The organism is Kocuria sp. CPCC 205260 (assembly GCF_040981045.1).
Lineage (GTDB): Bacteria > Actinomycetota > Actinomycetes > Actinomycetales > Micrococcaceae > Kocuria > Kocuria palustris.
On record NZ_JAVKPT010000001.1, the window covers coordinates 908,341 to 935,335 of the forward strand.

Consider the following 26,995-nt stretch of genomic DNA (forward strand, 5'->3'; position numbering starts at 1 on the left):
CGTGGCCGATCCCCTCACTGTCCTCGATACGGGCCGACGATGCCAGCCGCCTTGCCGCGGACGATGCCGGAGGCGCTCACCGAGCCTGCGCGGCCCGCGCCCCGAGCAGGCTCAGCGCCATGCCCGCAGCCAGCGCGATCGCGGCCACGATGAAGCTGCCCATGATCGTGCCGCTGAGCACCGCCGCCACCAGAGCCGGTCCGGTGATCTGCCCCAGGCTGTACCAGGTCGTGAGCTCGGCCGCCGCGACCGGGGACCCCAGCTGCGTCCCGACTCCGATGGTCATCATGGTCACGCCCATGAACGTCGCGCCGAACAGGGCCGCCGCCGCCAGCAGGAGGACGGGCGCGGAGGCGAAGATCGCCAGCACCGCGCCGAGGACCTGCAGCCCGTAGCAGACGGTCAATGCCTTGCGGAGGCCGATCCTGGCGGCGACGAGCGACCACAGCAGCGGCGAGGGTGCTGTGGCCGCTCCGGCCACGAGCCAGGTCGCCGCGGCGGCCGTCGCTCCGAACACGGGCTCGGCCAGCACCACGAGATAGGTGCCGATGATGATGTAGCCCGCGCCCTGGCAGAAGTAGCCCACGGACAGCTGGAGCATGCCGTCGGGCCGGGAGCCCGGGGTCTCGTCATCCGGGACCGGGGCGCCCGAGGCCTCGCCAGCCGACGGCGCCGCCCACCGCCAGCACCAGCGCCCCCGAGGCCAGGATGCCCGTGCCCACTCCCGCGTACACCAGCCCGGCATCATGCGGGCGTCGCGCAACCTGCGGGATGCGCTGGGTGATGCACACGAAGACCAGCCCGGAGGCGACTCCGGCCGCCAGGCGCACCGACGCCTGCCACAGCGGCTCGCCGCTCAGCGCCACCAGTGCGAGCAGGACGGCGGTGGACAGGAGCCCGACGCGCAGCAGCGCGGAGCTTGGCCGCAGCCAGCCCCGGGCCACGGCCAGGCAGCCCAGGAAGTAGCCCGCGTAGTTCGCGGTCGCGATCCAGGCGCTCGGCCCGGTGCCCCAGTTCAGGGCCGCGACCATCAGCGGGAGCACCGGGGTGTAGAAGAAGCGGCCCAGCCCCATGGCCACCGCCAGCCCCAGGGTCCCGCGCAGGACGACGGCGGGGGATCCTGCCGGGGCCTCCCTCGGGCCGGTGCTCGGCCCCGCGTGCGACGTGCTCATGTCGAGCAGGCTATCCCCGTGGCAGCCGTCGGAAGGCGCCGTCGAAGCGGAGCCGCGGATGCGACAGGCCCCCGTCCCGACGCGCGGCGTCGGGACGGGGGCCTGTGTCCGGTCAGGAGCCTCAGCGGCGCTGATCCGGATCCGGGGCATCGGGCGACGGCATGACCACCCGCGAGGAATCCGGCTGCGGGCCGGGCAGATCTCCGGGCACCGGCGTGAGGTCGTCTGCGGGATCCGTCTCCTGCGGAGGGGTCAGCACGGAGGCCGTCGAGTGCAGCGTCGAGTAGTCCAGGAACCCGAGGTGGGACTCGAAGCGGTCCAGGACGTCGTCGATGATCTGCTGGCGGGTCACACCCATCAGGTCATAGCCCTCGGAGCCCGTCTGGGTGAAGACCTCCAGGCGGAAGTAGCGCTCCGGGTTCTGGCCCATGCGCGCGCCGACCATGGGGACGTTGGTCTCCACGGCGGCGACCTCGTAGCGGAACGGGCGATGATCGCCCATGTCCACCTCGATGCTCGAGGACGGGATCCCGTGCTCGGCCAGCTCATTGACGGCCATCGTGGATGCATAGCCCTGCTTCTCGAACTCGCGGGAGACATCGCTCAGCGCGGGCTGCACGGTGCTGGTCACGAACTCGGCGACCTGGCGCTTGGACGGGTAGGAGCGCAGGTTGGCGAGGCGCTGGCGCCAGCTGCGCTCGGGGGCGTGGCCGCCACTGGCGGCGGTGTTGGAACGACGCAGCTCACGGCCCTCGCGGTCGGCCTTCTCCATGCGCAGCGCCTTCGTGAACGAGGCCATGATCAGGTAGGCCACGATCGTCACCGGCAGGGCGAAGATGAGCGTGGCGTACTCCATGGTCGTCACACCGCCGGCGATCAGCATCGCGATCGTGAGGATCGCGGTGAGCACGGCCCAGAAGATGCGCAGCCACTTGGGGCCGTCGTCGGCGGGGTCCGGGATGGTCGAGGAGTAGTTCGACATGACCATGGCGCCGGAGTTGGCGGAGGTCAGGTAGAAGAGCAGCCCGGACAGCGTGGCCAGCCCGATCAGGAAGGTCGCCCCCGGGAACATCTCCAGCAGCGCGTACCAGCCCTGCTCGGGGCTGTCCATGGACAGCTGGGCGAACTCCTCGTTGCCGTTGACCATGACCTCGTGCAGCGCGGAGTTGCCGAAGATCGTCACGATGAGGAAGTCGCACAGCACCGGCGCCGTGATCGCGGCGAGCACGAACTCGCGCAGGGTGCGACCGCGGGAGATCCGCGCCAGGAACAGGCCCACGAACGGACCCCAGGCCAGCCAGAAGGCCCAGAAGAACAGGGTCCAGGAGCCCATCCACTCCGCGCCGTCCGGGTTGTAGCCCATGGTCTGCAGCGTGCGCTCGGGCAGGGTGAAGATGAACCGGCCGATGTTCTGCACGATGCCGTTCATCAGGAACGCGGTCTGCCCGAAGATCAGGATGTAGACGAGCATGGCCGCAGCGGACCAGATGTTCAGCTCCGAGATGATGCGGATGCCCTTGTCCACGCCCGACGTGCAGGCCGCGATCGTGAGCACCACGGCCACGATGATCAGGGCGATCTGCAGTCCCAGCCCATCGGGGATGCCGAACAGCGTCGAGAACCCGACGGAGAGCAGCACCACGCCGATGCCCATGGATGTGGCCACGCCGAACACGGTGCCGACCAGGGCGAAGATGTCGATCACATCGCCGGTGGCCCCGCGCACGCGCTTGCCGAGCAGCGGGTACAGCGCCGCGCGGATCGACAGCGGCATGCCCCAGCGGTAGGCGAAGTAGCCCAGGGCCATGCCGATCAAGGAGTACATGGACCACCCGGCCACGCCGTAGTGGAACATGGTCCACACGACCGACTCCTCCGCGGCCTCGAGGCTGCGCGGGTCCCCGTCGATCGGGTGGATGAACTGCGTGATGGGCCCGGTCACCGAGTAGAACAGCATGTCGATGCCCACGCCGGCGGCGAAGAGCATGGCCAGCCAGGTGAAGAACTTGTACTCGGGGCGCGAATGATCCGGACCGAGACGGACGGAGCCCTCCTTGGAGAAGGCCACCCACAGGACGAAGCCGATCACGAGGGTCACGGTCAGGACGTAGTACCAGCCCAGGTTCTCGGCGATCCACAGCACGATGCCGTGCATGGTCTCCCGAGCGCTGTCCGGGGCGGCCATCGCGAAGGCGGAGAACGCCAGGATCGCGCACGCCGCGATCAGGAACACCACCCAGTTGACCTGCGGGCCCCTGTCCTGCGTCAGGGCGGAGTATCCGGCCGAGAGCTCCGAGGAGGAGACGGGGGCCCGCCTCTCCTCGCGCTTGGTCTCGCGCTGCTGGTCCTTGTCCGTGCCGCCGAGGCGCTGGCGGTCCAGCGGCGTCCGCTGTCCTCCTTCTCCTGCTGTCCTCTCGTGCTCGGATTCGCTCACGCAGTGCTCCCTTCGCTGGATTCGAGTGCTCGGGTCGAACCGCAGGAGCGGGCGTGCGAGCACCTCGCCCAGAGGGCATGACGACTGCTATGGGGAGATTCCCAGGCGACTCCTACGATTCGAGCAACCTTGCGATGATAAAGGATTCTCTCGAAACAGCGAGGTATCCGATCGAAGTGGGAGCGGTCTGACGTCCCGCCGATCAGTGCGCGGACCGATGCCCGTCAGTGCCCGCGGCGCCGTCGTCGTCCGCCTCTGAGCCCTCCGCTGAGGCGGCCCAAGCGGTGCCCAGCGCCTCCAGCAGCACCTCCGGCGGCTGCGCTCCCGAGACCGCATAGCGCGAGTCGAGCACGAAGAACGGCACGCCCTGCACCCCCAGGCTGCGGGCCACCGTCAGATCGTCCTCGACCGCCCGCTGCCAGGTGCGCTCCTGCAGAGCGGTACGGGCCTGCTCGGGATCCAGCCCGACCTCCTCGGCCAGGCGGACGAGGACGTCGACGTCATCGAGATTCAGGCCCTCGGACCAGTGGGCGCGGAACAGGCGCCGCATCATCTCCGGACCGCGGCCGCGCGCCTGGGCGAAATGGCCCAGCTCGTGGGCCCTGCGCGTGGACGACGAGATCACGTCATCCATCGCATAGTCGATCCCGACCTCGCGGCCTCGGGCGATCAGCGGACGATGCATCTCATGGATCTGTTCCAGGCTCATGCCCTTGTGCTCAGCCAGCATCTGGATCATGGGCATGGTCTCGCCCTCGGGGAGCTCCGGGGCGAGCAGGAACGAGTGGTAGAGCACGCGCACGGCGTCGCGGTGCTCGAACTGCTCCAGCGCCAGCTCCAGGTGGCGATCGCCCAGGCAGCAGAACGGGCACATGACATCCGACCAGATGTCGATGCTCAGGGTGCCGGGCTCGGGTGCGCTCAGGGGAGAATCCATGTCCGGGACACTACCGTCGGCCGCGACGGCAGCCGCTCAGCCCTGCGGGGCAGAATCGGCGCCTGCGGGTGCATCCTTCACCAGGGAGAGCTCGAATTCGAGGGTGATCTTGTCCGAGACCAGCACGCCGCCGGAGTCCAGCGGGGTGTTCCAGGAGACGCCCCAGTCCTTGCGGTCGATGCGCCGCGAGCCCTCCAGGCCGGCCCTCAGCTGCCCGAACGGATCGGTGTCCACGCCCAGCAGCTCCAGCGGCACGGAGATCGTGCGGGTCACGCCCCGGATCGTGAGCTCGCCGGTGACGATGAACTGATTCTCGTCCACCTCATCCACCGCCGTGGAGTCGAACTCGATGGTGGGGTGCTGCTGCGCATCGAAGAAGTCGGCGCTGCGCAGGTGGGCATCGCGCTGAGGACTGCGGGTGTCCACGCTCGCCACCTGCAGGACGACTCGCACCTGCGAGCGCGACATGTCCTCGGCATCCAGCTGCGCGGTGCCCGAGACGTCGTTGAAGGCGCCTCGGACCTTGGTGACCATCGCGTGGCGCGAGGAGAAGCCCACCCGGCTGTGGGTCGGATCGATGCTCCAGGTCCCTGTCAGCTCGCTCTGAGCGCTCATGTTCGTCTCCTCTGCCTGCGTCGTAGCTGCGCGGGCGACCAGACCCGCTCCCCCATCGTAGGACCGGGCCCCACCCCGATAGCACCTTATCGGTCCCCAGTTCAGGGGCGCTCATCTGCCCTGTGAACTGGAGCGATGCATTACCGGGCAGTCACGGGGACCCGCGGCCGCAGCGCCCCGTCGGCTAGTCTCGGTATATGAGAAGCCTCCTGTCATTCATCCTCAACATCATCTGGTTCCTGACCGCCGGATGGACCCTCTTCCTGGGCTACGCGCTGGCCGGGATCCTGGCCTGCCTGCTGATCGTGACCATCCCGTTCGGGCTGGCGTCGTTCCGCATCGCCGGATTCGTCATCTGGCCCTTCGGCCGCGAGGTCATCACCACCCGACGCGCCGGTGCCTTCAGCGGGCTCGGCAACATCGTCTGGTTCGTGATCGCCGGCTGGTGGCTGGCTCTCGGCCACGTCATCACCGCAGTGGCCCAGGCGGTCACGATCATCGGCATCCCGCTGGCATGGGCGAACCTCAAGCTGATCCCCGTGACCTGCTTCCCGTTCGGTCGCGAGGTGGTCCCCGCCTCGCAGCTGCGCGCACAGATGTACCCGGTCGCACGGGCCTGATCCCCGGCAATCTGCCGGTTGGTGACAGATGAGCACCCCATCAGCGCTGATGGGGTGCTCATCTGTCACTGATCGGATGCGGGCCGTCGAACCGAGGGTCGGCTGGTGCCCCCACTGGGACTCGAACCCAGACTGAGCGGATTTTAAGTCCGCTGCCTCTGCCGATTGGGCTATGGGGGCCTGGACGTCGGACGCCCCTCCCGCCTGGGCGGAAGGGGCGTCCGGTCAATGTCCGCAGGGTCAGAGCTTGACCTGCTTGCGCACGACCTCCTGACCGGTGGCGGTCTCGAAGTTCAGGCGAGGATCGCGCACGTGGCGGATCTGGGTCGTGTTGCGCCCGAAGACCATGTTGGCGGCCCACTCACTGAGGATCCGGAACTTACGATCCAGAGTCGGCATGGCGTAGGCGTGGTAGCCGCGGTGCATGAGCCAAGCCAGGGGGCCGGAGAACTCGACGCCCTTGAGGTTGGCAGCACCCTTGTACAGGCCCAGTCCCGCCACGGTGCCGAGGCTCTCGTGGTAGTAGTCCTCGAGCGGCTTGCCCTCTCGAGCGGCCAGGATGTTCTTGACCATGACCTTAGCCTGGCGGATGGCGTGCTGCGCGTTCGGGACGCAGAAGCCGCCGGGGCCCTGACCGGACAGATCCGGAACTGCGGCGTTGTCACCGCCGGTCCAGGCGCCCGGGATGGGGCCGTCGTCGCCGGTGACCCGCAGGTCTGCTCCGGCGCGGACGCGGCCGCGGTCGTCGACGGGGAACGGGGTGTTCTTCTTGAACAGCGGGTTCGCCTGGACGCCAGCGGTCCAGATCAGGGTGTCGGCGTCGAACTCGCCGGCCGGGGACTTGTCCTGCATGTTGATCAGCTTGATGTGATCGTCCTCAGCGGATTCCAGCGAGGTGTTCAGCAACACCTCCACACCGCGCGAGCGCAGCTCGGCCACGACCTTCTCCGCGCGGTCCTGGGAGACCTCGGGCATGATGCGCCCGGCCGCCTCGACCAGCACGAAGCGCAGGTCGGAGACCTTCACGCGCGGGTTGCGCTCTGCGGCCCTGCGTGCCGCGTCCTCGAGCTCGCCGATGGTCTCGATGCCTGCGAAGCCGCCGCCAACCAGCACGAAGGTCAGGGCCTTGCGGCGCTCCGGACCGTCCTCCATCTGGGAGGCGGCGCTGATGCGCTCGAAGACCCAGTTGCGCACCGCCACGGCTTCCTCGATGGACTTCATGCCGATCGCGGACTCGCCCAGCCCCGGGATGGGGAAGGCGCGGGTCACGGAGCCCGCGGCGAGCACGATCTCGTCGTAGGGGACCTCGAAGACGGGGCCGTCGTTGATGGAGGCCACAGTGGCCACGCGCTTGTCGTGGTCGATGCCGATGACACGGCCCGACAGCGACTCGGTGTCCTTGAGGAACTGCTGGAAGGGAGCCACGGCGGAGCGCGCCTCGAGGCTGCCGGCAGCGACCTCCGGGAGGAAGGGCAGATACATCATGTAGGGGTTCGGATCGACGATCGTGACGATGCCGCCGGACTCCTTGATCCGCTTCTGGAGCCCCTGAGCCACGTGGTAGCCCAGGTACCCGCCGCCCACGATGAGGATGCGATTACGGTCCTTTGCCAGGAAAGAGCTAGACATGGTTTCGAGTCTAGTCATAGGACGAGGCCGTCCTCGCCCCCGCTCCCCCGTGCGTCTCGAGAGTTCACGCACATCTCATCCGTCGCCCGGTCGGGAGCCCTCACGAGGGGCTCGCCGAGAGGTGCGGGGCCTCAGCCGCGGCGCAGCAGCCAGCGGATGTGCCGGACCGCCCCGATCGTGATCGCGGCGACCAGCAGCCCGAATCCGGCCAGCACGAAGATCGGCAGCCTCCCGGTCGAGTTCAGCGGCTCGACGGGCTCCGGAGCCTCCGCCTCGACCGTCACATCCTCCGTCAGCGGCGGCCCGGAGGTCGCTGCCGAGGCGCTCGTCTCGCTGTCGTGACGGCGATGCACCTCGATCCACTGCTCCATGGAACCCAGCGGAGAGTCCTCCATCTCCGGCAGGTCCGCGGTCACCGCCCGGTTCACGTCCAGGATCCCGTAGCCGTAGAGCGGGTCCTTGCCGGGCTCGCCCGCGTCCTCGGCCGAGGCCGTGATCCGGTGAGCCACCTCGTCGGCGCTGAGCTCTGGATGCTCTGAGCGGATCAGGGCTGCCGTGCCCGCCACGATGGGGGCGGAGGCGGAGGTGCCCGTCCAGCTGGCATAGCCGCCTCCCGGAGTGGCTCCCACGAGCTCCTCCGCCGGACCCGCCACCGAGATCGAGATCCCCTGCGACGACGACTCCCAGCCGGCCTGCCCGTCCTGATCCACCCCGCCCACGGTCAGCACGCTGGGGATGGTCGCCGGAGCGCCCACCTGCACCAGGCCGTTTCCGCGGTTGCCTGCCGCCGCCACGATCAGGACGTCCTTCTCCTCCGCGTAGGCGAACGCCGAGTCCCAGGACTCGGGCCAGGACTGCTGCGGGGAGCCCACGGACATGTTGATCACGTCGGCGCCGTTGTCGACGGCCCAGCGCACGGCGTCGGGGATCTGCTCGTCGGTCGAGCGCACGCCGGCCTCATCGGTTCCCAGCGCGGTCGACACGGCCAGGATCTCCGCCTCGGGGGCCACGCCGATGATGCCCTCGGCGTGATCGGCGCCGTGGCCGCGCCCGGCCGCGACGGAGGCGACCATGGTCCCGTGATCGGGATCCGCCCCCAGCGGCTCCTGGCCGTTCGCGGCCCCGATGCCGGAGACGTCCGTTCCCCCCGAGACGGCCCCCTCGAGGTCCGGGTGCGAGCCGTCCACGCCGGTGTCGATGATCGCGATCGTGGCGCCCTCCCCGCGCGAAGCCTTCCAGGCGTCGCGGACGCCGTACTCATCGAGCCAGTACTCGTCCGCGCGGGCCTGCGACTCGGAGATCTCGGTGGACTCGGCCGGCTGCGAGGGCTCCGGCACGGGCACGTCCGACGGGTCCGTGACCGGCACCGACGGCGCGGGGCCATCCGGCACCGGGGTCTCCTCGGTGGCCTGGACGGGGCCGGCGATGACCGCGCTGGTCAGCATCCCGCTCAGCACGACGGAGGCGCTCAGCGCCACGGCGGTGCGGACCGGGCCCCGCCCTCCATTGCCGGAGGTGCGCTCGGAGGCTGTGGGGCTCATGGTCAGGTCCTTCGTGGACTCCGCGAAGCGGATCCGGGTCGGCAGGCGCCCCGGGGACGTCAGGCCAGCGGAGCCTTCTGGGGGATGGTGGACAGGCGGGACAGTGCGATGCCGTCCAAAATATCGTGCTCGCTCGTGGTGGCGGTGCTCACACGCCCGTCGGTGGCCTCGGCGATCCGCTGCAGCACGCGCCGCCACACCAGGGCGCCGCCGCCGATCACGTCGCCGCGCCCGGGGTGCATGACGCCCAGGGCGTCGCGCTGCTCCCGGGTCATGGCGGTGAGCTCGCGGCAGGTGCGCTCCAGATCGGAGATCGGCAGCTCGGCGCCGTTGATCCGCTGCTCGTCGTAGTCCTCCAGGCCCAGGGCCAGTGCGGTGATGGTGGTGACGGTCCCGGCCACGCCCACGATCTTCCGGGTCTGGCCCAGCGGGACGGTCAGCGCCGCGGAGTCCAGGGCGCGGTCCACATCCGCCAGCACCGCGCGCTGCTGCGCCTCGGTGGGCGGGTTGGAGCCCAGGTGGCGCTCGGTCATGCGCACGCATCCGATGTTCAGCGAGCGCGAGGCCAGGATCCCCGCCGAGCTGCCGAGCACGAGCTCGGTCGAGCCGCCGCCCAGGTCCACGACCAACGTGCGATCGTCCTCGGACTCCGGAGCGGCCACCATGGTGGCCCCCGCGAAGGACAGGGCCGCCTCCTCCTCGCCCGAGATCACCTCGGGGGCCACGCCCAGGCGCGAGCGGATGCCGTCCACGAAGACGTGCCGGTTGCCGGCGTCGCGCGTGGCCGAGGTGGCCACGAAGCGCACCGAGTCCACGGCGTGCTCATCGAGCAGGCGGGCGAAGCCGTCGACGGCCGCGAACGTGCGCTCCAGCGCCTCCTGGGCCAGCCAGCCTGTCGCATCCACGCCCTGGCCCAGGCGGACCATCTCCTTGGTGCGCACGAGCTCGTTCAGCTCGATCTCGGCCGGGGAGGCGCCCACGGCGTCGTCAGCCGCCTCGGTGATCAGCAGGCGGATCGAGTTGGTGCCGCAGTCGATGGCTCCGACGCGCATGGGGGCTCCTCGGTGTACTCGGGCTCTTCAGGGGGTGGGGCGGTGCTCAGGACTCGCGCCAGGCGGGATCGCATCGGCAGATCTGCGGGGACCAGGTGTCGGCGATCAGCTCGAGCGTCTCGTCGCCGAGCAGGTTCACGCCGGGTCCCGCGGACAGCGAGTGTCCGACCAGCACGTGCAGGCACTTCACGCGGGTGGGCATGCCGCCTGCGGAGATGCCGTCGATCTCCGGGACCTCCCCGGAGCCGGCGATGGCGCCGATGCGCTCGCGCCGGGCCAGGTAGTCCTCGTGCGAGCGCTGGTAGGACGCCGCCAGCTGCTCGTCCTCGCCCAGGCGGTCGGTCATCCCGTACATGGCTCCCTCCGCCTCCAGCCGCGAGACGGCTGCCGTGATCACGGGGTGGGCCAGGTAGTAGACCGTGGGGAACGGCGTGCCGCCGGACAGCCTCGGAGCGGTGGCCGCCACGAGCGGGTTGCCGCAGGCGCACCGGGCCGGGATCTCCACCACATCGCGCACGGGCCGGCCCAGCTGGCGGGCCAGCACCTGCAGGTCCAGCTCCTGCGGGCGGCGGTTGGCGGCCGTGGAGTTCAGGCCGCGGGGCTCGGCCACGTCCACCCCGGCCGGGGCGATCCCGGAGACGGTCTGCTCCAGATCCGGGCGCGGCTGATCGCTGCTGGTGCTCTGCTCGCTCACGGGGGTCCTCACTCGGTGGTCTCGGCGGTGGGCGACGACGAGGCGGACGGGTCCTCCTGTGCCTCGTCGAGCTCGGGGAAGCTGTCGGCGGAGTCCTCGGCGCGCTGCGGCCAGGCGGAGTCCTTGAGCGAGCCCCACAGGGCGTCGGCCCAGGCCGGCCTGCCTGCGGACTCCTCGACGGCAGAGGTGTCCGCGGCCCCGGTGCCGACCTCGTCGGCGCCGACCACCAGGTAGGAGCGCTGTCCGGGCTCGACCATCATCAGCCGCTCCCCTGCCTGCTGCTCGACGTAGTCCGGGTTCTCCCACAGCTCGAGCTCGTCCTGCAGGGCATCCCGGTCGGCGGACTTCTCCTCGATGCTGGCCTCCAGCTCGGCGATCTCCGCCTGCTGGTCCAGGTAGATCTTGGTCGTGGGGGCTGCCAGGAAGACGATGAACAGCACGATCGCCACGACCCACAGCAGGCGACGGCTGCCCGACGAGGTCGTGAAGCGTCGCAGGCTGCGCGCGGGGGCCTCGTCGCGCTCGGCCGGATCCGGCTCGGAGCCGCGCTCGGACCGCGGCGCGCGGTCCTCGGTGCGGTGATCGGACACGGATGCTGCTCCTGGCTCTGCGACGGTCTGCGTGCTCGGGGCGTCCCCTCACTGTGCGAGGGCTGCGGGACGCGCGTTCGACGAGCGAGCGGGCCCAGTCTAGTGGCACGCTCGGACCCCGCTCGGCACCGACGAGGCAGCGCCTGCCCCGCGACGACGGACCGCCGCCACCCTCCCGAGTCAGGAGGACGACGGCGGTCCGCGTGCGGACGGCTGCGTTCAGCCGTTCAGCCGCGCTCTCAGGCCGAGAAGCGCGGGAAGGCCGAGACGCCGGCGTAGGAGGCGGCGTCTCCCAGGGCCTCCTCGATGCGCAGCAGCTGGTTGTACTTGGCCACGCGCTCCGAGCGCGCCGGGGCGCCGGTCTTGATCTGTCCGGCGTTGGTGGCCACGGCGATGTCCGAGATCGTGGTGTCCTCGGTCTCGCCCGAGCGGTGGGAGACCATGCACCGGAACATGTTGGTCTGCGCCAGGGTGATGGCCTCCAGGGTCTCCGTGAGGGAGCCGATCTGGTTGACCTTGACCAGCAGGGCGTTGCCGACGCCCTCGCGGATGCCGCGGGCCAGGAACTCGGGGTTGGTGACGAAGAGGTCATCGCCCACGAGCTGGACCTTCTGCCCGACCGAGGCGGTGAGCTTGGCCCAGCCGTCCCAGTCGTTCTCGTCCAGCGGGTCCTCGATCGAGACCAGCGGGTAGTCGGCCACGAGCTGCTCGTAGTAGGCCGCCATCTCATCGGCCGACTTCTTGCCGCCCTCGAAGGTGTAGGAGCCCTTGTCGAAGAACTCGGAGGAGGCGACATCCAGCGCCAGCGCGATCTGCTCGCCCGGCTTGTAGCCGGCCTTCTCGATGGCGTCCAGGATCAGGTCCAGGGCAGCGCGGTTGGACTCGAGGTCGGGCGCGAAGCCACCCTCGTCGCCCAGGCCGGTGGACAGGCCGCGGTCCTTCAGCACAGACTTCAGCGCGTGGTAGACCTCGGTGCCGGCGCGCAGGGCCTCCGAGAAGGTGGCGAAGCCGATCGGGGCGATCATGAACTCCTGGATGTCCACGTTGGAGTCCGCGTGGGAGCCGCCGTTGAGGATGTTCATCATGGGCACCGGCAGCACGTGCGCGTTGGGGCCACCCAGGTACTTGTACAGCGGGAGGTCGGCCTCCTCCGCCGAGGCGCGGGCCACGGCCAGCGAGACGCCCAGGATGGCGTTGGCGCCGAGCTTGGACTTGGTCGGGGTGCCGTCGAGCTCGAGCATGGCCTGGTCGACCAGGCGCTGGTCGGTGGACTCCATGCCGATGACGGCCTCGGCGATCTCCTCGTTCACGGCCTCGACCGCACCCAGGACGCCCTTGCCCAGGTAGACGTTCTTGTCGCCGTCGCGGCGCTCGACGGCCTCGTGCTCACCGGTGGAGGCGCCCGAGGGCACCGCCGCGCGACCGAAGCTGCCGTCCTCGAGGCGGACCTCGACCTCGACCGTGGGGTTGCCGCGGGAATCGAGGATCTGACGTGCGTGGACGTCGATGATCATGGCCATGGAAGGTCTCCTTCGATCGGTGCTGCGGAAACGGGCCGAGGCGTCCCGCCAGGACCCGGTGCTTCTGCTGACGAGCCTATCGAGAAGGCCCTGTCACGAACATCATTATTGCCTGTGCTTCCGCTCAGTCCTGCGGGAGCCGTGCCGGATCGCGCTGACGGACCCACCGGGCGCTGTGCTCGCGCAGGGCGCGCTCGGCATCCAGTCCGTCCGACGAGGCCTGGCGCACCAGTTCGAACAGGGCCTGCCCCAGCTGCTCCTGAGTGCGCGGGCGGTCCTCGTCCGGCTCCGAGGGGCTCTGCGGCTCCAGTCCGTGGCGCCTGGCCTTCGAGAGGATCTTCTCGGTGCGCTGCAGGGCGGGAAGCCCCGGCGGCACGCCGTCGAACGGGCCGGTGCGCTGGGGCTTCTCGGCCCGCTTGAGCTCCTCCCACCGGGCGTGCAGGGCGGCATCGTCCGAGGCCTCGGCCCTCTGGGCGTCGGCGAAGACCTCGGGGTGACGGCGCACGAGCTTTTCGCTGATCCCCGCCACGACATCGTCGATGTCGAACCCGCCCTGCTGCGCGCTGCGCTCCTGGGCGATCCTCGCGTGGAAGACCACCTGGAGCAGGACGTCGCCGAGCTCCTCCACGAGCTCGTCGCGGTGGGCCTCCGGCCCGCCGGGGGCTTCGACGGCCTCGACGACCTCGTAGGACTCCTCGATCAGGTGCTTCACGAGCGAGGAGTGGCTCTGGCGCCCGTCCCACGCGCAGCCGCCGGGCGAGCGCAGACGGTCCATGATCGCCAGCAGCCGCTCGAAGGCCGCCCCCGATCCGTCCTGGCTCACCAGGTGCCCTCGGAGGCCTCGGCCTCGTGAGCGGCCATCATGTCCCCCAGGCCCAGCGGGATGCCCGATCCGCGCACGGCGTCGAACTCCGCTCCGATCCGCGCCTCGAGGGCCACGCGCTGATCCAGCGGCAGGAAGGCCGACTGGGCCGCGCTGCGCTGCAGGGTCTCGAGGTCATCCAGCGAGAACCCGTGCAGGGCCACGAGCTCGCCGAGCTCGGTCGTGAGATCCGTGCCCGAGACCAGCCGGTTGTCCGCCCCGACCACCACGCGGAAGCCCGCACGGTGCAGGAAGCCGATCGGATGGCGCTGCGTGCCGGGGCCCAGGACGCGCACGAGGTTGTGCGGAGGGTTCCAGCCTGCGACCGCACCGGTCTGGCTGTTCGAGCGCGGGCAGACCTCCAGGGCGATGCCGCGGTCGCGCACCCACCGGGCCAGCTCGCCGAGCTCGATCGAGACGTCGTCGTCCGGGGCGTCCGACAGCGCCACGTCCTCGACCAGGCGCACGCCGTGGCCCAGGCGCAGCGCGCGGCCGTCGACCACCGCCGAGCGAAGGGAGTCCAGGCCGGCGCCCTCGCCCGCGTGCAGGGTGACGGGCACCAGGCTGCGCGCCAGCAGGTCCAGGGCCTCCTGGTGCCGGCTGGGCGCGAAGCCCTCCTCCGGTCCGGCCAGGTCGAAGCCCAGCACGCCGCCGGGCTCGTCCGGGGAGAAGCGCTCGATGGTCAGCTGCGCGATCTCGAGGCTGCGGTCGGCCTGGCGCATGGCGCACAGCAGCTGCCCGGCGGAGATCTCCAGGCCCTGCTGGGCGGCCGCGACCACGCCCTCCTGCAGGCCCTCGCTGACGGCGTCGACGGCCTGGCCGAGGCTCAGACCGCCGGCCACGTGCTGCTCGGGGGCCCAACGCAGCTCGGCGTGGATCACGCCGTCGGCGGCGAGGTCCTCGACGGCCTCGCGAGCCGCCCGCCGCAGGGCCTCGGCGCTCTGCAGGGCCTCGAGGATCACCGAGAAGGTCTGCAGGTAGCGCTCGAGCGAGCCCGAGTCCGCGGACTCGCGCATCCACTGCTCGAGCTCGGCGGCCGAGTCAGCGGGCGGCTCGGTGCCCGCGGCCTCGGCGAGCTCGAGCAGGGTCTGCGGGCGCAGGCCGCCGTCGAGATGATCGTGGAGGCTGATCTTGGGAAGGGAGCGCAGGACCCCGCCGGCCGAGCCGACGGGGTCCTGGCTCCCGGGCTGACCGGCGGGGCCGGTGCTCGGGATCTGGGTCATGGGATCAGTAGTTCCAATCCTGGAGGGCGTCGTTGACGTGCTGCGGGATGTTCGCCCCGGTGCGCGGGTACATGCGCAGCTCCTCGACGTAGTTCTGCGAGGGCAGGCGGTTCTCGTAGCGCACGAACGCCTCCTCGTCGTCGTAGTCGAAGGAGACCTCCGGGGGGATGCCCGGACGGAAGCGGAACATGATCGCCAGCGGGGCGCCCTCGCCCTCGACGTACGAGTCCTGCTTGAGGGCCTGGACCTGCAGGTCCTCCTCGGGGATCAGGTCGAAGGTCGAGCGCTGGTCCCAGAAGCCGCCCTGGCGCACGTGGGTCAGGGCGTCGTAGTAGGTGCCCAGCGTGCGCACGCGGATCAGCACGGTCGAGACGTCGCGGGCGGAGCCGTCGGCACCGAAGAGACGCTTCTGCGCGCCGGCCACGCGGCGGGCGATGTCCTTCTGCGACAGGACCTTGTTGCCCTGAGCCAGGTCCTCGCCGCCCGCTGCCTGCTCCGCGGCGCGGTACGACGGGGCCACATCGGCGCCGCTGGCGACCGTGGGGGCGCCGGAGCCGTCCCGGCTGGACACCGAGTGCGCGGCTGCCGCACCCGTGGGCGCAGCTGCCGGGGAGCGCCGGGCGCCGCTGTCATCGCGCCACTCGTCGTGATCGACGTGCGCCGGGATCTGCTCGCCCTGGGCCTGCGAGGCTGCGGAGGTGCCCGCGTGCTGCTCGCCCGTGCCGGAGCCCGCGGCGGACTGGTGGCCCGCCGTGCGCGCGACCGACTCCTGGACCTCGTGGTCCACCTCGATCGGCTCCTGGCCCTGCTGGCGGGGCGCGAGGTTGTCGACCGTGCCGTTGTCGGTCAGCTGGCCCTCGGGCACGCGCCGCTGCTCCGAGCCGGCGACGACGCCTGCCGCGCCGGCACCGGCCGCGGCGCCGGCACCCGCGGAGCGCTGCTCGGCCTCGACCGGGCGCGCCTCGGGGCCCGAGGTCGCGGATGCTGCCGCCTCGGTGCCCCGAGCATCAGCGGTCCGTGCCTCAGCAGGACGAGCCTCCTGGGTCTGTGCCTCGGGGGTGCGGGCCTCGGTGTCCTGGACGGCCTGCGGCTCGCGGCTCAGGGCCTCGGAGTCGCGGTGACCGTCCTCGCGGGACTCGGCGCCCAGGTCGCGCTGCTCAGCGGCGGGCTCGGCCGTGCCGGCCTGATCCTGCCCGAGCGGAGCCGACTGGTCGCGGCCGCCGGCGGCCGCAGCAGCTCCGGCACCGGCGCCGGCCCCCGCGCCGACACCCGCTGCGGTGGCCCCCGTGCGGGCGCCGCCCTGCGAGGAATCGCCCAGCGGGCCCTGCGCGGCGGGATCGGCCTGCGCGGAGCCGCTGGCGACCCGGTACTGCTCCGTGCGGTGCTCGGCGGCCGGGAAGTCGTAGTCCACGGTGACGGAGCGGCCATCGGCCTCCGGTGCGGCCGCCGTGATGACGACGGTCTGCCAGGCGCCCGTGGACGAGTTCATGGACTCGGTGTAGAGGGCGGCGACGTCGTCGAACAGGGGCGAGGCCTGGTCGACCACGCCGGAATCGGTCTCCGGGGAGCCATCGGCCGCGGCGCGCTCGGACTGGTAGCTCATGGTCGAGCCGCGCTGGACCAGGGTCAGCTTGGCGCGCTCGGCGCCGTCGACGAGCAGGCCGTCGACCAGGCTGCGCAGCGGGCCGGACTCCGGCAGCTGCTGGCCCGCGGCAGCGGTCTCAGCGCCGCGAGGCTGCGTCTGCTGGACATCCGCGTCCGCTGTGCGCGGCTCGCTCTCGGGGGTCTGCTTCCTGCTGAAAAGTCCCATCATGTCCTCCAGGTCGTCAGTCTCGTTCCGCCGGATCGGCGCACCGCCGGCACTGTCTGCCACCAGACTACAAGTCGCCTCTCACAAGTCCTCGAATTCCACGACTCCGAGGACCACATCGGCCCGACTCGAGGCCTGCGGCCGGTCGGGGCCCACCGAGATCGCACCGAGCACGAGCTGCTCGGCGCGCTCGAAGGCCTCCGGGGTGTCCGTCATGAGCGTGGCCAGGCGCTGCCCCGCCCGGACCTGCTGGCCTCGCTCCACGTGCAGGAGCACTCCGGCTCCGGCCTGGACCGGGTCCTGGCTGCGCTCGCGCCCGGCGCCCAGGCTCCAGCTGGCCGTGCCGATGCCGAGGGCCTCGATGCCCTGCACCGTTCCGCCTTCTGCCGCGACGACCTCCTGCTCGTGCCGCGCCCGCGGCAGCTCGGCATCGGGGTCGCCGCCCTGCGCTGCGATCATGCGGCGCCAGGAGTCCATGGCGCGGCCGTCAGCGAGCGCGTCGGCGGGATCGTCGTCCACTCCGGCCAGGGCGAGCATCCGGCGGGCCAGCTCGAGCACGAGCTCGACCAGGTCGGCCGGACCGCCGCCGGCCAGGACCTCGAGGGACTCCTGCACCTCGCAGGCGTTGCCCACGGCTCGGCCCAGAGGGGCGGACATGTCGGTGAGCACCGCGGAGGTCGGCAGTCCGGCGTCGTGGCCGAGACCGACCATGGTCCGGGCCAGCTGCTCCGCGGATCCGCGGTCCTTCATGAACGCGCCGGAGCCGACCTTCACGTCCAGCACGAGGCCGCCGGCGCCCTCGGCGATCTTCTTGGACATGATCGACGAGGCGATCAGAGGGATGGAGTCGACCGTGGCGGTGACGTCGCGCAGCGCGTAGAGACGGCGATCGGCCGGAGCGAGATCCCCGCCGGCCGCGCACACCACCGCGCCCACGTCCTGCAGCTGCGCCAGCAGCTGGTCGTAGGTGAGCTCTGCCGTCCACCCGGGGATGGCCTCGAGCTTGTCCAGGGTGCCGCCGGTGTGCCCCAGGCCGCGGCCCGACAGCTGCGGGACGGCGACCCCGTGGGCGGCCACGAGCGGAGCCAGCGGCAGGGTGGTCTTGTCCCCCACGCCGCCGGTCGAGTGCTTGTCGACGGTCGGCAGCGTTCGCCCGCCGCGGCGCAGCCCGGTGAAGTCCAGGCGGGTGCCGGAGTCGATCATGGCCTCGGTCCAGGCCGAGGTCTCCTCCCGATCCATGCCCCGGAACCAGATCGCCATGGCCAGGGCGGCCATCTGCTCCTCGCTCAGCACCCCGCGGACGTAGGCGTCCACGGCCCAGCGGATCCGCGGCTCATCCAGCCGACCCCCGTCCCGCTTGGCCCGGATGACGTCCACGGCAGCGAAAGGCTCGCGGACCGGGGACTGCTGCTGCGCGCTCACAGGACGAAGGCGTCCGGGAGGACCTGGTCCATGGTGCGCAGCCCGCTCACGGTGAGCAGCTGCAGCTGATCCCCGCCGTGCTCGTGCAGCAGCTGGCGGCAGCGGCCGCACGGCATGAGCACCGAGCCCTGGCCGTCGACGCACACGAAGTGCGTCAGCCGTCCGCCGCCGCTGGCGTGCAGGGCGCTGACCAGGCCGCATTCGGCGCACAGCGTGAGCCCGTAGCTGCCGTTCTCGACATTGCACCCGGAGACCACGCGTCCGTCGTCCACGAGCGCGGCCGCCCCCACCTTGAAGCGGGAGTACGGGACGTAGGCGTGCTGCATGGCCCGGCGGGCCTCCTCGATCAGCCCCGCCCAGGGCTGCTCGGCGATCAGCTCCTCCAGCCGTGCGCCTTCGATGCTCTCGGTCATCTCCTGCTCCTCCTCGTCTCGACGGCCGCGCCCCGTGCTGTGCGGGCCCGGCCGTGACGCCTCAGCCGGCGTCCTCCTGGGATTCGATCTCCAGCTCGCCGTCGATGATCTGCTGGCGCAGCCCGGCGACCTCGGCGGCCAGCTCCGGGCCCACGCGCTCCTGCTGGTCGTGGTGATCGGCGATGCCCACTCCCCCGTTCTCGAGGGTCCCCACGTAGGGGTCCAGATCGAGTTCACCGTCTTCCAGGTCGCGCACCAGCGACTCCACGGGCCCTGTGAGGTCCTTGAGCACCGAGGTCAGCTGGTGCGATCGCTGGGCCTCCGGCAGGACGTCGTAGCCGTCGGTGTCGATCCAGATGAACAGCGCCTGGTCCGTGCCCTCACCCGTGGCGGCCACGGCCTGCGCGGTGCCCTCGGAGGCGCCTCCGGCGGCCGGCAGGACGATGTCCGCGCCGTTGTCCAGGAAGCCCTCGGTGACCTCCCGGGCGCCCTCGACGTCCTTGAACGAGCCGAGCATGGTGCCCTCCTGCTCCTGCCGGTCCCAGCCGAGCAGCTCGACGTCGTCGTCCTTCTGCTCATTCCAGTGCTCGACGCCCTCGGCGAAGCCGTCGAGCACGAGCCTCACCCGGGGGGTGTCCTCGCCCCCGAAGGCTGCGACCGTGCCGGTCTCGGTGGTGCCTGCGGCCAGGTAGCCGGCCAGGAACGCGGCGGTGCCGGAGTCGAAGCTCAGCGGCTTGACATTGCCGAGGCCCTCGCCTGCGGAGTCGTCCACGGTCGCGAAGGCGGCCTGCGGGTTCTCGGCGGCGACCTCCAGGGCGACCTGCGACAGCGGCTGCCCGTTGGCGATCGTGAGGTCGCAGCCGCTCTGGACCATGGAGCGCAGCGCAGGGTCGGACTCGGCATCCGAGCCCACCACGGACTCACGGGTCGAGACCCCCGTGTCACGGGCCGCATGCTCGAGCCCCTGGTGCGCGCTCTGATGGAAGCTGAGGTCCTCGAAGCCCTCTCCATCGGCCACCATGCAGACGGTGGCCTCCTCCGCCGCGCCGAGCCCGGAGTCCTCCGACAGCTCGCCGCAGGCGCTGAGCGCGAGCGCGCTCAGACCGACCGCGCAGGCGGCTGGCACGGGACGGCGGAGGGACATGGCTGCTTCCGGGTGCTGTGGGGAGGGCGATCGCCTGCAGTCTACGTTCCCGCGCCGGGTCGGGTCGGCTGCCGACCCTCGATGATCTGCTGGCGCAGCTGCCTCAGCTCCTGGGCGGTCTGCTCGTCCACGCGCTGCGCCTGATCATGGAAGTCCCCCAGAGCGACGCCCCGGTTGGCCAGGGTCCCCGTGTAGTCGTCGGCCTCAGCCCCGGGAGTCGCGTACTGGGTCATCACATCGGCGACGGCGGAGCCCACCTCCTTGCGCACCGAGGTCAGCTGCCGAGTGCGCTGCTCATCGGGCAGCACCTCCCAGCCGTCCACGTCGACCCACACGAACAGCGCGTCGTTGTCGTGGACCTCGTTCCAGTGCTCGATCCCGGCCGCGTAGCCGTCGAGGAAGTCGTGGACCTCCGGGATGTCCTCCCCTCCGAAGGCGCCCACGCGCCCGGTCTCGGTGGCCGAGGCGGCAGCGTATCCGGCGAGGAACCCGGGCTGCGAGGCGTCGAAGACCAGCGTGCGGACATTGGGCAGATGGATCGAGTCGTCGTCGATGATCGCGAAGTCCTGATCGGGATGGCGCTCGGCGGCCGCCTCGACCTGCTCCACGAGCGTGGAGCCCATGGCGACCACCAGGTCGCAGCCGCCGGCCGGATCGGCCATCTCCTTCAGCAGCTGCTCGGACTCCCGGGGCGAGCCCGACTCCTCGGTGCGCACCTCGATGCCCAGGGAGTCTTCGAGCATCCGGCTGGAGTCGTGGATGTCCTGAATGAAGCTGCGGTCGCGGAAGCCGCCGCTGGAGCCGAGCACGCATCCGGTGAAATCGACTGCGTCCTCTCCGGATCCCGCCGCACGGGCACTGTGCGAACGGAGGGGGGGAAGTCATAGCTGTGTGGGGGGCTCCTGCGATGCTGTGCGACGAGACCTTCAGGGGGACATCTCATCGGCAGCGGCCGGGTTCTTCCGGTGCTGAGGGGACGAGCGATCAGCGGAGGGCGGATTCTCTCACGTGGTGCGCCACGGCGCGCAGGGCCGTGCTGGCCATGACCTGGACGCCGCAGGCGATGGCGTCCTCGTCGGCGATGTAGTCGGCCTGGTGCAGATCGTGGGTCTGGCCCCCTCGGGTGCGGGTGCCCAGGCGCATCATGGCGCCGGGGACCTCCTGGAGGTACCAGGCGAAGTCCTCGCCGCCCATGGACTGCTCCACGAGCACCACGGCGTCCTCGCCGAGCTCCGCTCGGGCGGCGTTCTCGATCATGGTGGTCTCCAGCTCGCCGTTGACCACCGGCGGGACGCCCCGCACGTGCTCCAGGTCCACCTCCACGCCGTACGGCGCGGCGACGTCCCCGACGACCTGGTCGAGCAGCTCTCCGGCCTGGTGCCAGGCTTCGGCGTCGAGGCAGCGCATGGTCCCCGCCAGGGTGCCCTCCGAGGGGATGGCGTTGGGGGCCACGCCCGCTCCGATCTCGCCCCAGACCACCTGCACGCCCGAGCGGACGTCGATGCGGCGCGAGAGGATCGCCGGGACGTTGATCGCGATCTGGGCCATGGCGAAGACCAGGTCCTGCGTCAGGTGCGGGCGCGAGGTGTGACCGCCCGCTCCGGACAGCCGCAGCCGCACCGTGTCCGAGGCCGAGGTGATCGCCCCGATGCGGGTGCCGACCTGGCCGACGTCGACCTTGGGCTCGCAGTGCAGCGCGAAGATCCGCGGGACCCCCTCCAGGACGTCCTGCTCGATCACGGTCAGGGCGCCGCCGGGCAGCTGCTCCTCGGCCGGCTGGAACACGACGCGGACCCGCCCGGACAGCGGCGAGGTGCGGTTCAGATCGGCCAGCACGGTGGCCACGCCGAGCATCACGGTGGCGTGGATGTCGTGACCGCACATGTGCGCGACCCCGGGGTTCTGCGAGGAGAACTCGAGACCCGTGGCCTCCTGGATCGGGAGGGCGTCGATATCCGCTCGCAGCGCGACCGACAGCTCGCCGGTCCCGATGTCCACGTAGCAGCCCGTGCTGCGCAGCCGCACCGGCTCCAGGCCGACGGCCTCGAGCTCGGTCATCAGCCGGTCGGTCGTGCGGTGCTCCCGGTAGGACAGCTCCGGGTGCGAGTGCAGGTCGCGGCGGAACTCGATCAGGTGCGGCAGGAAGCGGCGGACGAGCGGCGCGATCGACAGGGCCTGGCCGCCGTCGTCGAACCGGTGCCGGGGGGCTTCGCTGCTGGACGTGCTCGCGGCGGGGGAATCGGACATTGCCTCAGGATACGGCGCAGCCGCGAGCCGACGGACCACGGCGCGCGGCCTCCCGGAGGAGGCCGCGCGCCGGAGAAGGGGTCCTGGTCAGAGGACGTCGGTGTCGCCGGCGGCCTTCAGGGAGTTGACGGTCTCCTTGACGCGCTGGGCGTGCTCGCGCGTGGTGACCAGCAGGGCGTCGGGCGTGTCCACCACGACGATGTCCTCGACGCCGATCAGCGCGACGACCCGGCCGGTGTCCGAGACGACGATCCCGGAGGAGCTGTCCACGAGCACGCGCGGGTTCTCGCCCAGCACCGCCACGTCGTCCGATTCCCGCGGGTGGTTCAGCCGGGACATGGCCGCGAAGTCCCCGACGTCGTCCCAGGAGAAGGAGCCCGGAACCACGGCGACATCCCCGACCGCCGCCGCCGGCTCGGCCACGGCGTAGTCGATCGCGATCTTGGGCAGCTGCTCCCAGACCCGGGCCATCACCTCGTCCTGATCCTCGGTGCCCCAGGCATCGGCGATCTCGGACAGCCCGGCGAAGAGCTCCGGCTCGTTGGTCTGCAGGTGCTGCATCATCAGGGCCGCCGGGGCCACGAACATGCCGGCGTTCCAGAGGTAGTCGCCGCTGGCCACGTAGGAGCGGGCGGTGTCCTCATCCGGCTTCTCCACGAACTGCTCGACGTCGCGGGCCGACGGCGCGCCGTCGACGTCCAGGGGCTTCCCGGCCTTGATGTAGCCGAAGCCGGTCGACGGAGCGGTCGGGCGGATGCCGATGGTCACGACCTTGCCGGTGCGGGCGGTCAGCACGGCCTCGCGCACGGCCTCCTGGAAGACATCCGCGGGCTCGATCACGTGATCTGCGGCGAACGAGCCGATCACGGCTCCCGGATCGCGGCGCTCCAGCAGGATGCTGGCCAGCCCGATCGCAGCCCCGGAATCGCGCGGCGACGGCTCCAGGACCAGGTCCTCGGCCGACAGCTCCGGCAGCTGCTGGCTCACGGCCCCGGCGTGGCTGCGTCCGGTCACGACCATGATGGAGCCGCGGCTCAAGGGCGCCAGGCGCTCGTAGGTGGCGCGCAGCAGGGACGAGCCCGAGCCGGTGAGATCCAGCAGGAACTTGGGCGCGTCCGCCCTCGAGAGGGGCCACAGCCGGGACCCCACGCCGCCGGCGGGGATGAAGGGATGGAAATGCTCAAGAGGTTCCGTCACGGATCGCATGATATCGCCCGGGGCGCGCCGCCCGGCCCAGCGCCGCCCTGCCGGGCCGTCCACCGTTCGGCGAGGCTCCGGGTCCGGCCGGGCCCTGCAGGAGCCCTCAGCAGCTGTGAGAACCGCGCGAAACCGCCGCGTGAGGACGCTGACACCTCGTCGCCAAGTGGCCGCTTCCCAGACATCCGACTGGTAGTGTGGCCCGTGAATCCGCTGACAATTCCATGCAACACGCCTCAGGCGCTCGGCCGTCGGCGCGCACGCGCGCCCGCCGAGATCCCCGAACGGGCAATCGGCCTGAGGAGATACAGGGAGGTATCACATCGTGGCGACCACAGCACCCGCGGTCCGGACCCGGCCGGAATCCGCCGGGAAGATCGGATCGGGCACCCTCTATCGCGGAGGATTCGGAATGTGGTCGTGGGTGGCCCACCGGATCAGCGGCGTGGGCATCTTCTTCTTCCTCCTGGTCCACGTCCTCGACACCGCCATGGTCCGCGTGGATCCCGAGGCCTACAACGCCGTGATGGCGACCTACAAGAACCCGATCATGGGCATCGGCGAGATGGGCCTGGTGGCGGGCATCGTCTACCACGCCTTCAACGGCGTGCGCATCATCCTGGTCGACTTCTGGTCGAACGGCGCCAACCACCAGAAGAAGCTCTTCTGGGCGGTGGCCATCGCCTGGCTGGTCGTGATGGTGCCGTTCGCCATCGTCCACGTGTACCACATGTTCATCCACTGATCGCGAGGGGATCCACACACATGAGCACTCCGCTGAAGTCCAAGATCGCCGTCCCTCGCAGCAACGACCGCGAGGTCGCCGGCGTCAAGTACAACCGGTCCACCTCCGGGCGCAGCAAGTTCGAGATGCTGGCATGGCTCTACATGCGCATCTCGGGCGTCGTGCTGCTGGTCCTGGTGTTCGGCCACCTCTTCGTCAACCTGATCGCCCCCGAGGGCGGCGTCCACGCCATCGACTTCGGATTCGTCGGCGGCAAGTGGGCCAACCCGTTCTGGCAGGTCTGGGACCTGCTGCTGCTGTGGCTCGCCCTGCTGCACGGCGGCAACGGCATGCGCACGATCATCGACGACTACGCCGAGCGCACCGGCGTCCGCTTCTGGCTCAAGATCGCGCTCTTCGTCGCCGTCGCCTTCACGATCCTGCTCGGCACCATGGTGATCTTCACCTTCGAGCCCTGCCCCGCCGGCGCGGATCCCGAGCTGCTGGCCAGCTTCTGCACCGCGAGCTGACCGTCCGCCGCCGCAGCTCCCGCCCGCCGATGACGCCGGGCCCGCGCACTGCGGCGGCGCCGCCCAGCACCTCCCACGAACTCCCAACAGAAAGAACACTGGAATGCAGGTTCACAAGTACGACGTCGTGATCGTCGGCGCCGGCGGCGCTGGAATGCGCGCGGCCCTCGAGTCCGGCCAGCGCGCCCGCACCGCGGTTCTCACCAAGCTCTACCCCACCCGCTCCCACACTGGCGCGGCGCAGGGCGGCATGTGCGCCGCCCTGGCCAACGTCGAGGAGGACAACTGGGAGTGGCACACCTTCGACACCGTCAAGGGCGGCGACTACCTGGTGGACCAGGATGCCGCTGAGGTGATGGCCAAGGAGGCCATCGAGGCCGTCCTGGACCTCGAGAAGATGGGTCTGCCGTTCAACCGCACGCCCGAGGGCAAGATCGATCAGCGCCGCTTCGGCGGGCACACCCGCGACCACGGCAAGAACCCCGTGCGCCGCGCCTGCTACGCCGCTGACCGCACCGGTCACATGATCCTGCAGACCCTCTACCAGGCCTGCATCAAGCACAACATCGAGTTCTACAACGAGTTCTACGTGCTCGACCTGATCATGGTGGACACCCCCGAGGGGCGCCGTCCTTCGGGCGTGGTGGCCTACGAGCTGGCCACCGGCGAGCTGCACGTCTTCCAGTCCAAGTCGGTCGTGTTCGCCTCCGGCGGCGCCGGCAAGGTCTTCAAGACCACCTCCAACGCGCACACCCTGACCGGCGACGGCATGGCCATCGCCTTCCGCAGCGGCCTGCCGCTGGAGGACATGGAGTTCGTGCAGTTCCACCCCACGGGCCTGGCCGGCCTGGGCATCCTCGTCTCCGAGGCCGCCCGCGGCGAGGGCGGCATCCTGCGCAACTCGGACGGCGAGCGCTTCATGGAGCGCTACGCCCCTACCATCAAGGACCTCGCGCCCCGCGACATCGTGGCCCGCTCGATGGCCAACGAGGTCCGCGAGGGCCGCGGCTGCGGCCCGAACAAGGACTACGTGCTGCTCGACCTGACGCACCTGGAGCCCTCGCACATCGACGAGAAGCTGCCGGACATCACCGAGTTCGCACGCACCTACCTGGGCGTGGAGCCGTACTACGAGCCCATCCCGGTGTTCCCCACCGCCCACTACTGCATGGGCGGGATCCCCACGGACATCAAGGGCGAGGTCTTCGAGAACTCCGAGAAGACCGTCCCCGGCCTGTACGCCGCCGGCGAGGTCGCCTGCGTGTCCGTGCACGGCTCCAACCGCCTGGGGACCAACTCGCTGCTCGACATCAATGTGTTCGGCAAGCGCGCCGGCGTCTTCGCCGCCCAGTACGCCGAGCGCGCCGAGTTCCTGCCGATCCCCGACGACGCCACGGCGCGCACCGAGGCGCTGCTGGACAACGCCCGCTCGGATCACGGCGAGGAGAAGGTCGGCGCCATCCGCAAGGACCTGCAGGACACCATGGACATGAACATGCAGGTGTTCCGCACCCATGACTCCATCTGGCAGGCCCTGCAGGACATCGAGAAGCTGCAGGAGCGCTACTCCCGCATCTCGATCCAGGACCGCGGCAAGCGCTACAACCTGGATCTGCTCGAGGCCGTGGAGCTGGGCTTCCTGCTCGAGCTCGCCAAGGTCATGTCCGTGGCCGCTCTGCACCGCAAGGAGTCCCGCGGCGGTCACGCCCGCGAGGACTTCCCCGATCGTGATGACGAGAACTTCATGGTCCACTCGATGGTCTACGACGACCCGTCCTCGGAGACCGCTGGCATCCGCCAGGAGACCAAGCCCGTCATCTTCACCCGTTACGAGCCGATGGAGCGCAAGTACTGATGTCCACTGCCGCTGCTGAGAAGACCGACGAGAGCACCCAGTCGGAGTCGATTCCGTCCTTCGACGTCACGGTGCGCATCCGTCGCTACAACCCCGAGTTCTCCTCCGAGGTCACCTGGGAAGAGTTCAACGTCACCATGTACGGCACCGACCGCGTGCTGGACTGCCTCCACAAGATCAAGTGGGAGATCGACGGCTCGCTGTCCTTCCGCCGCTCCTGCGCGCACGGCGTGTGCGGCTCGGATGCCATGCGCATCAACGGCCGCAACCGCCTGGCCTGCAAGGTGCTGCTCAAGGACCTGGACCTGTCCAAGCCGCTGACTATCGAGCCGATCAAGGGCCTGCCCTGCGAGAAGGACCTGATCGTCGACATGGAGCCGTTCTTCCAGTCGTACCGCGAGGTCATGCCGTTCCTCATCAACGAGGACAACGAGCCCGAGTACGAGCGCTACCAGTCCCCCGAGGACCGGGCCCGCTTCGACGACACCACCAAGTGCATCCTGTGCGCCGCGTGCACGTCGTCCTGCCCGGTGTTCTGGACCGACGGCCAGTACTTCGGCCCCGCGGCGATCGTGAACGCGCACCGCTTCATCTTCGACTCGCGCGATCAGGCCGGAGACATGCGTCTGGAGATCCTCAACGACAAGGAGGGCGTGTGGCGCTGCCGCACGACCTTCAACTGCACCGAGGCGTGCCCCCGCGGCATCCAGATCACGAAGGCCATCGCCGAGGTGAAGCAGGCCGCGCTGGCCACCTCCATGTGA

General features: G+C 70.6%; 25 protein-coding genes and 1 tRNA gene. 5 read left to right on the plus strand and 21 right to left on the minus strand.

The genetic code is table 11. The features are described 5' to 3' along the window. Positions 1 to 76 precede the first annotated feature (76 nt). The 5 genes from RF645_RS04130 to RF645_RS04150 form a co-directional block, all read right to left on the minus strand. Positions 77 to 601, minus strand: a complete 525-nt coding sequence (locus RF645_RS04130) for a YbfB/YjiJ family MFS transporter (protein ID WP_006215488.1) — start codon at positions 599 to 601, stop codon at positions 77 to 79. A 28-nt stretch (positions 602 to 629) separates the two neighbouring features. Continuing rightward, complete coding sequence (locus tag RF645_RS04135) at positions 630 to 1,172, minus strand: YbfB/YjiJ family MFS transporter (protein WP_006215489.1); 543 nt, start codon at positions 1,170 to 1,172, stop codon at positions 630 to 632. Positions 1,173 to 1,293: 121 nt separating this feature from the next. Further along, a complete protein-coding gene (betT, locus tag RF645_RS04140) occupies positions 1,294 to 3,606 on the minus strand; it encodes a choline BCCT transporter BetT (protein WP_006215490.1) in 2,313 nt (770 codons plus the stop codon). 202 nt (positions 3,607 to 3,808) lie between these two features. After that, entirely contained in the window at positions 3,809 to 4,543 is a 735-nt protein-coding gene (locus RF645_RS04145; protein WP_006215491.1) for a DsbA family oxidoreductase, read from the minus strand. Between the two features lie 36 nt (positions 4,544 to 4,579). Further along, positions 4,580 to 5,158, minus strand: a complete 579-nt coding sequence (locus tag RF645_RS04150) for a YceI family protein (RefSeq protein ID WP_006215492.1) — start codon at positions 5,156 to 5,158, stop codon at positions 4,580 to 4,582. Between the two features lie 197 nt (positions 5,159 to 5,355). Between RF645_RS04150 and RF645_RS04155 the strand changes: the two genes are divergently transcribed. Beyond that, positions 5,356 to 5,778: a YccF domain-containing protein gene (locus tag RF645_RS04155; protein WP_006215493.1), complete on the plus strand. Its 423-nt coding sequence runs from the start codon at positions 5,356 to 5,358 to the stop codon at positions 5,776 to 5,778. 103 nt (positions 5,779 to 5,881) lie between these two features. On the opposite strand, the gene RF645_RS04160 is transcribed toward RF645_RS04155, so the two are convergent. The 16 genes from RF645_RS04160 to RF645_RS04235 all read right to left on the minus strand — a co-directional run bounded on the left by RF645_RS04160 (position 5,882) and on the right by RF645_RS04235 (position 23,131). Next, a tRNA-Leu gene (locus tag RF645_RS04160) sits at positions 5,882 to 5,958 on the minus strand. A 60-nt stretch (positions 5,959 to 6,018) separates the two neighbouring features. Next, positions 6,019 to 7,407 carry an NAD(P)/FAD-dependent oxidoreductase gene (locus tag RF645_RS04165; RefSeq protein ID WP_040561362.1) on the minus strand — a complete coding sequence of 463 codons (1,389 nt, stop codon included), beginning with the start codon at positions 7,405 to 7,407 and terminating at the stop codon, positions 6,019 to 6,021. A 131-nt stretch (positions 7,408 to 7,538) separates the two neighbouring features. Next, positions 7,539 to 8,948, minus strand: a complete 1,410-nt coding sequence (locus RF645_RS04170) for a S8 family serine peptidase (protein WP_006215495.1) — start codon at positions 8,946 to 8,948, stop codon at positions 7,539 to 7,541. Positions 8,949 to 9,007: 59 nt separating this feature from the next. Further along, on the minus strand, positions 9,008 to 10,000 hold the full coding sequence (locus RF645_RS04175) for a Ppx/GppA phosphatase family protein (RefSeq protein WP_006215496.1): 993 nt from the start codon (positions 9,998 to 10,000) through the stop codon (positions 9,008 to 9,010). Between the two features lie 46 nt (positions 10,001 to 10,046). Then, the gene (locus RF645_RS04180) at positions 10,047 to 10,592 is read right to left on the minus strand and encodes a DUF501 domain-containing protein (protein ID WP_040561397.1); all 546 of its coding nucleotides are present in this window, start codon (positions 10,590 to 10,592) and stop codon (positions 10,047 to 10,049) included. 110 nt (positions 10,593 to 10,702) lie between these two features. After that, complete coding sequence (locus RF645_RS04185; RefSeq protein ID WP_006215498.1) at positions 10,703 to 11,284, minus strand: septum formation initiator family protein; 582 nt, start codon at positions 11,282 to 11,284, stop codon at positions 10,703 to 10,705. Between the two features lie 239 nt (positions 11,285 to 11,523). After that, entirely contained in the window at positions 11,524 to 12,804 is a 1,281-nt protein-coding gene (gene eno, locus RF645_RS04190; protein WP_006215499.1) for a phosphopyruvate hydratase, read from the minus strand. 124 nt (positions 12,805 to 12,928) lie between these two features. Beyond that, positions 12,929 to 13,627: a MazG family protein gene (locus RF645_RS04195; protein WP_006215500.1), complete on the minus strand. Its 699-nt coding sequence runs from the start codon at positions 13,625 to 13,627 to the stop codon at positions 12,929 to 12,931. Next, the gene (locus RF645_RS04200; protein WP_285729041.1) at positions 13,624 to 14,889 is read right to left on the minus strand and encodes an adenosine deaminase; all 1,266 of its coding nucleotides are present in this window, start codon (positions 14,887 to 14,889) and stop codon (positions 13,624 to 13,626) included. The genes RF645_RS04195 and RF645_RS04200 overlap by 4 nt, the downstream gene beginning before the upstream one ends. A 4-nt stretch (positions 14,890 to 14,893) precedes the next feature. After that, positions 14,894 to 16,702 carry a hypothetical protein gene (locus RF645_RS04205; RefSeq protein ID WP_285729038.1) on the minus strand — a complete coding sequence of 603 codons (1,809 nt, stop codon included), beginning with the start codon at positions 16,700 to 16,702 and terminating at the stop codon, positions 14,894 to 14,896. Positions 16,703 to 16,780: 78 nt separating this feature from the next. Further along, complete coding sequence (locus RF645_RS04210) at positions 16,781 to 18,121, minus strand: thymidine phosphorylase (protein ID WP_285729036.1); 1,341 nt, start codon at positions 18,119 to 18,121, stop codon at positions 16,781 to 16,783. Then, positions 18,118 to 18,534, minus strand: a complete 417-nt coding sequence (locus RF645_RS04215) for a cytidine deaminase (protein ID WP_024289054.1) — start codon at positions 18,532 to 18,534, stop codon at positions 18,118 to 18,120. Before RF645_RS04215 ends, RF645_RS04210 begins: the two co-directional genes overlap by 4 nt. Before the next feature lie 61 nt (positions 18,535 to 18,595). Then, the gene (locus RF645_RS04220) at positions 18,596 to 19,678 is read right to left on the minus strand and encodes a BMP family ABC transporter substrate-binding protein (RefSeq protein ID WP_285729034.1); all 1,083 of its coding nucleotides are present in this window, start codon (positions 19,676 to 19,678) and stop codon (positions 18,596 to 18,598) included. A 41-nt stretch (positions 19,679 to 19,719) separates the two neighbouring features. Beyond that, positions 19,720 to 20,487, minus strand: coding sequence for a BMP family ABC transporter substrate-binding protein (locus RF645_RS04225; protein WP_285729032.1), 768 nt, complete (start codon positions 20,485 to 20,487; stop codon positions 19,720 to 19,722). Positions 20,488 to 20,662: 175 nt separating this feature from the next. Further along, positions 20,663 to 21,925, minus strand: a complete 1,263-nt coding sequence (locus RF645_RS04230) for an amidohydrolase (RefSeq protein ID WP_368818650.1) — start codon at positions 21,923 to 21,925, stop codon at positions 20,663 to 20,665. Between the two features lie 87 nt (positions 21,926 to 22,012). Beyond that, on the minus strand, positions 22,013 to 23,131 hold the full coding sequence (locus RF645_RS04235; protein WP_029643361.1) for a mannose-1-phosphate guanylyltransferase: 1,119 nt from the start codon (positions 23,129 to 23,131) through the stop codon (positions 22,013 to 22,015). A gap of 367 nt (positions 23,132 to 23,498) precedes the next feature. Here RF645_RS04235 and sdhC point away from each other — a divergent pair, with 367 nt between their 5' ends. The 4 genes from sdhC to RF645_RS04255 all read left to right on the plus strand — a co-directional run bounded on the left by sdhC (position 23,499) and on the right by RF645_RS04255 (position 26,995). After that, positions 23,499 to 23,867, plus strand: coding sequence for a succinate dehydrogenase, cytochrome b556 subunit (gene sdhC, locus RF645_RS04240; protein WP_259903483.1), 369 nt, complete (start codon positions 23,499 to 23,501; stop codon positions 23,865 to 23,867). 20 nt (positions 23,868 to 23,887) lie between these two features. Next, positions 23,888 to 24,376, plus strand: coding sequence for a succinate dehydrogenase hydrophobic membrane anchor subunit (locus tag RF645_RS04245; protein WP_006215510.1), 489 nt, complete (start codon positions 23,888 to 23,890; stop codon positions 24,374 to 24,376). 103 nt (positions 24,377 to 24,479) lie between these two features. Beyond that, positions 24,480 to 26,231 (plus strand): succinate dehydrogenase flavoprotein subunit, encoded by a 1,752-nt coding sequence (gene sdhA / locus RF645_RS04250; protein ID WP_006215511.1) that lies wholly within the window; start codon positions 24,480 to 24,482, stop codon positions 26,229 to 26,231. Beyond that, a complete protein-coding gene (locus RF645_RS04255; protein ID WP_006215512.1) occupies positions 26,231 to 26,995 on the plus strand; it encodes a succinate dehydrogenase iron-sulfur subunit in 765 nt (254 codons plus the stop codon). Before sdhA ends, RF645_RS04255 begins: the two co-directional genes overlap by 1 nt.

Coding starts and splice junctions, on each gene's coding strand:
- RF645_RS04150 (WP_006215492.1), bottom strand. CDS start 5,158: ATGAGCGCTCAGAGCGAGCTGACAGGGACCTGGAGCATCGATCCGACC.
- RF645_RS04130 (WP_006215488.1), bottom strand. CDS start 601: ATGCTCCAGCTGTCCGTGGGCTACTTCTGCCAGGGCGCGGGCTACATC.
- eno (WP_006215499.1), bottom strand. CDS start 12,804: ATGGCCATGATCATCGACGTCCACGCACGTCAGATCCTCGATTCCCGC.
- RF645_RS04165 (WP_040561362.1), bottom strand. CDS start 7,407: ATGTCTAGCTCTTTCCTGGCAAAGGACCGTAATCGCATCCTCATCGTG.
- RF645_RS04135 (WP_006215489.1), bottom strand. CDS start 1,172: ATGAGCACGTCGCACGCGGGGCCGAGCACCGGCCCGAGGGAGGCCCCG.
- RF645_RS04235 (WP_029643361.1), bottom strand. CDS start 23,131: ATGCGATCCGTGACGGAACCTCTTGAGCATTTCCATCCCTTCATCCCC.
- RF645_RS04255 (WP_006215512.1), top strand. CDS start 26,231: ATGTCCACTGCCGCTGCTGAGAAGACCGACGAGAGCACCCAGTCGGAG.
- RF645_RS04155 (WP_006215493.1), top strand. CDS start 5,356: ATGAGAAGCCTCCTGTCATTCATCCTCAACATCATCTGGTTCCTGACC.
- sdhA (WP_006215511.1), top strand. CDS start 24,480: ATGCAGGTTCACAAGTACGACGTCGTGATCGTCGGCGCCGGCGGCGCT.
- RF645_RS04205 (WP_285729038.1), bottom strand. CDS start 16,702: ATGATGGGACTTTTCAGCAGGAAGCAGACCCCCGAGAGCGAGCCGCGC.
- RF645_RS04200 (WP_285729041.1), bottom strand. CDS start 14,889: ATGACCCAGATCCCGAGCACCGGCCCCGCCGGTCAGCCCGGGAGCCAG.
- RF645_RS04215 (WP_024289054.1), bottom strand. CDS start 18,534: ATGACCGAGAGCATCGAAGGCGCACGGCTGGAGGAGCTGATCGCCGAG.
- RF645_RS04220 (WP_285729034.1), bottom strand. CDS start 19,678: ATGTCCCTCCGCCGTCCCGTGCCAGCCGCCTGCGCGGTCGGTCTGAGC.
- RF645_RS04245 (WP_006215510.1), top strand. CDS start 23,888: ATGAGCACTCCGCTGAAGTCCAAGATCGCCGTCCCTCGCAGCAACGAC.
- RF645_RS04175 (WP_006215496.1), bottom strand. CDS start 10,000: ATGCGCGTCGGAGCCATCGACTGCGGCACCAACTCGATCCGCCTGCTG.
- RF645_RS04170 (WP_006215495.1), bottom strand. CDS start 8,948: ATGAGCCCCACAGCCTCCGAGCGCACCTCCGGCAATGGAGGGCGGGGC.
- RF645_RS04230 (WP_368818650.1), bottom strand. CDS start 21,925: ATGTCCGATTCCCCCGCCGCGAGCACGTCCAGCAGCGAAGCCCCCCGG.
- RF645_RS04145 (WP_006215491.1), bottom strand. CDS start 4,543: ATGGATTCTCCCCTGAGCGCACCCGAGCCCGGCACCCTGAGCATCGAC.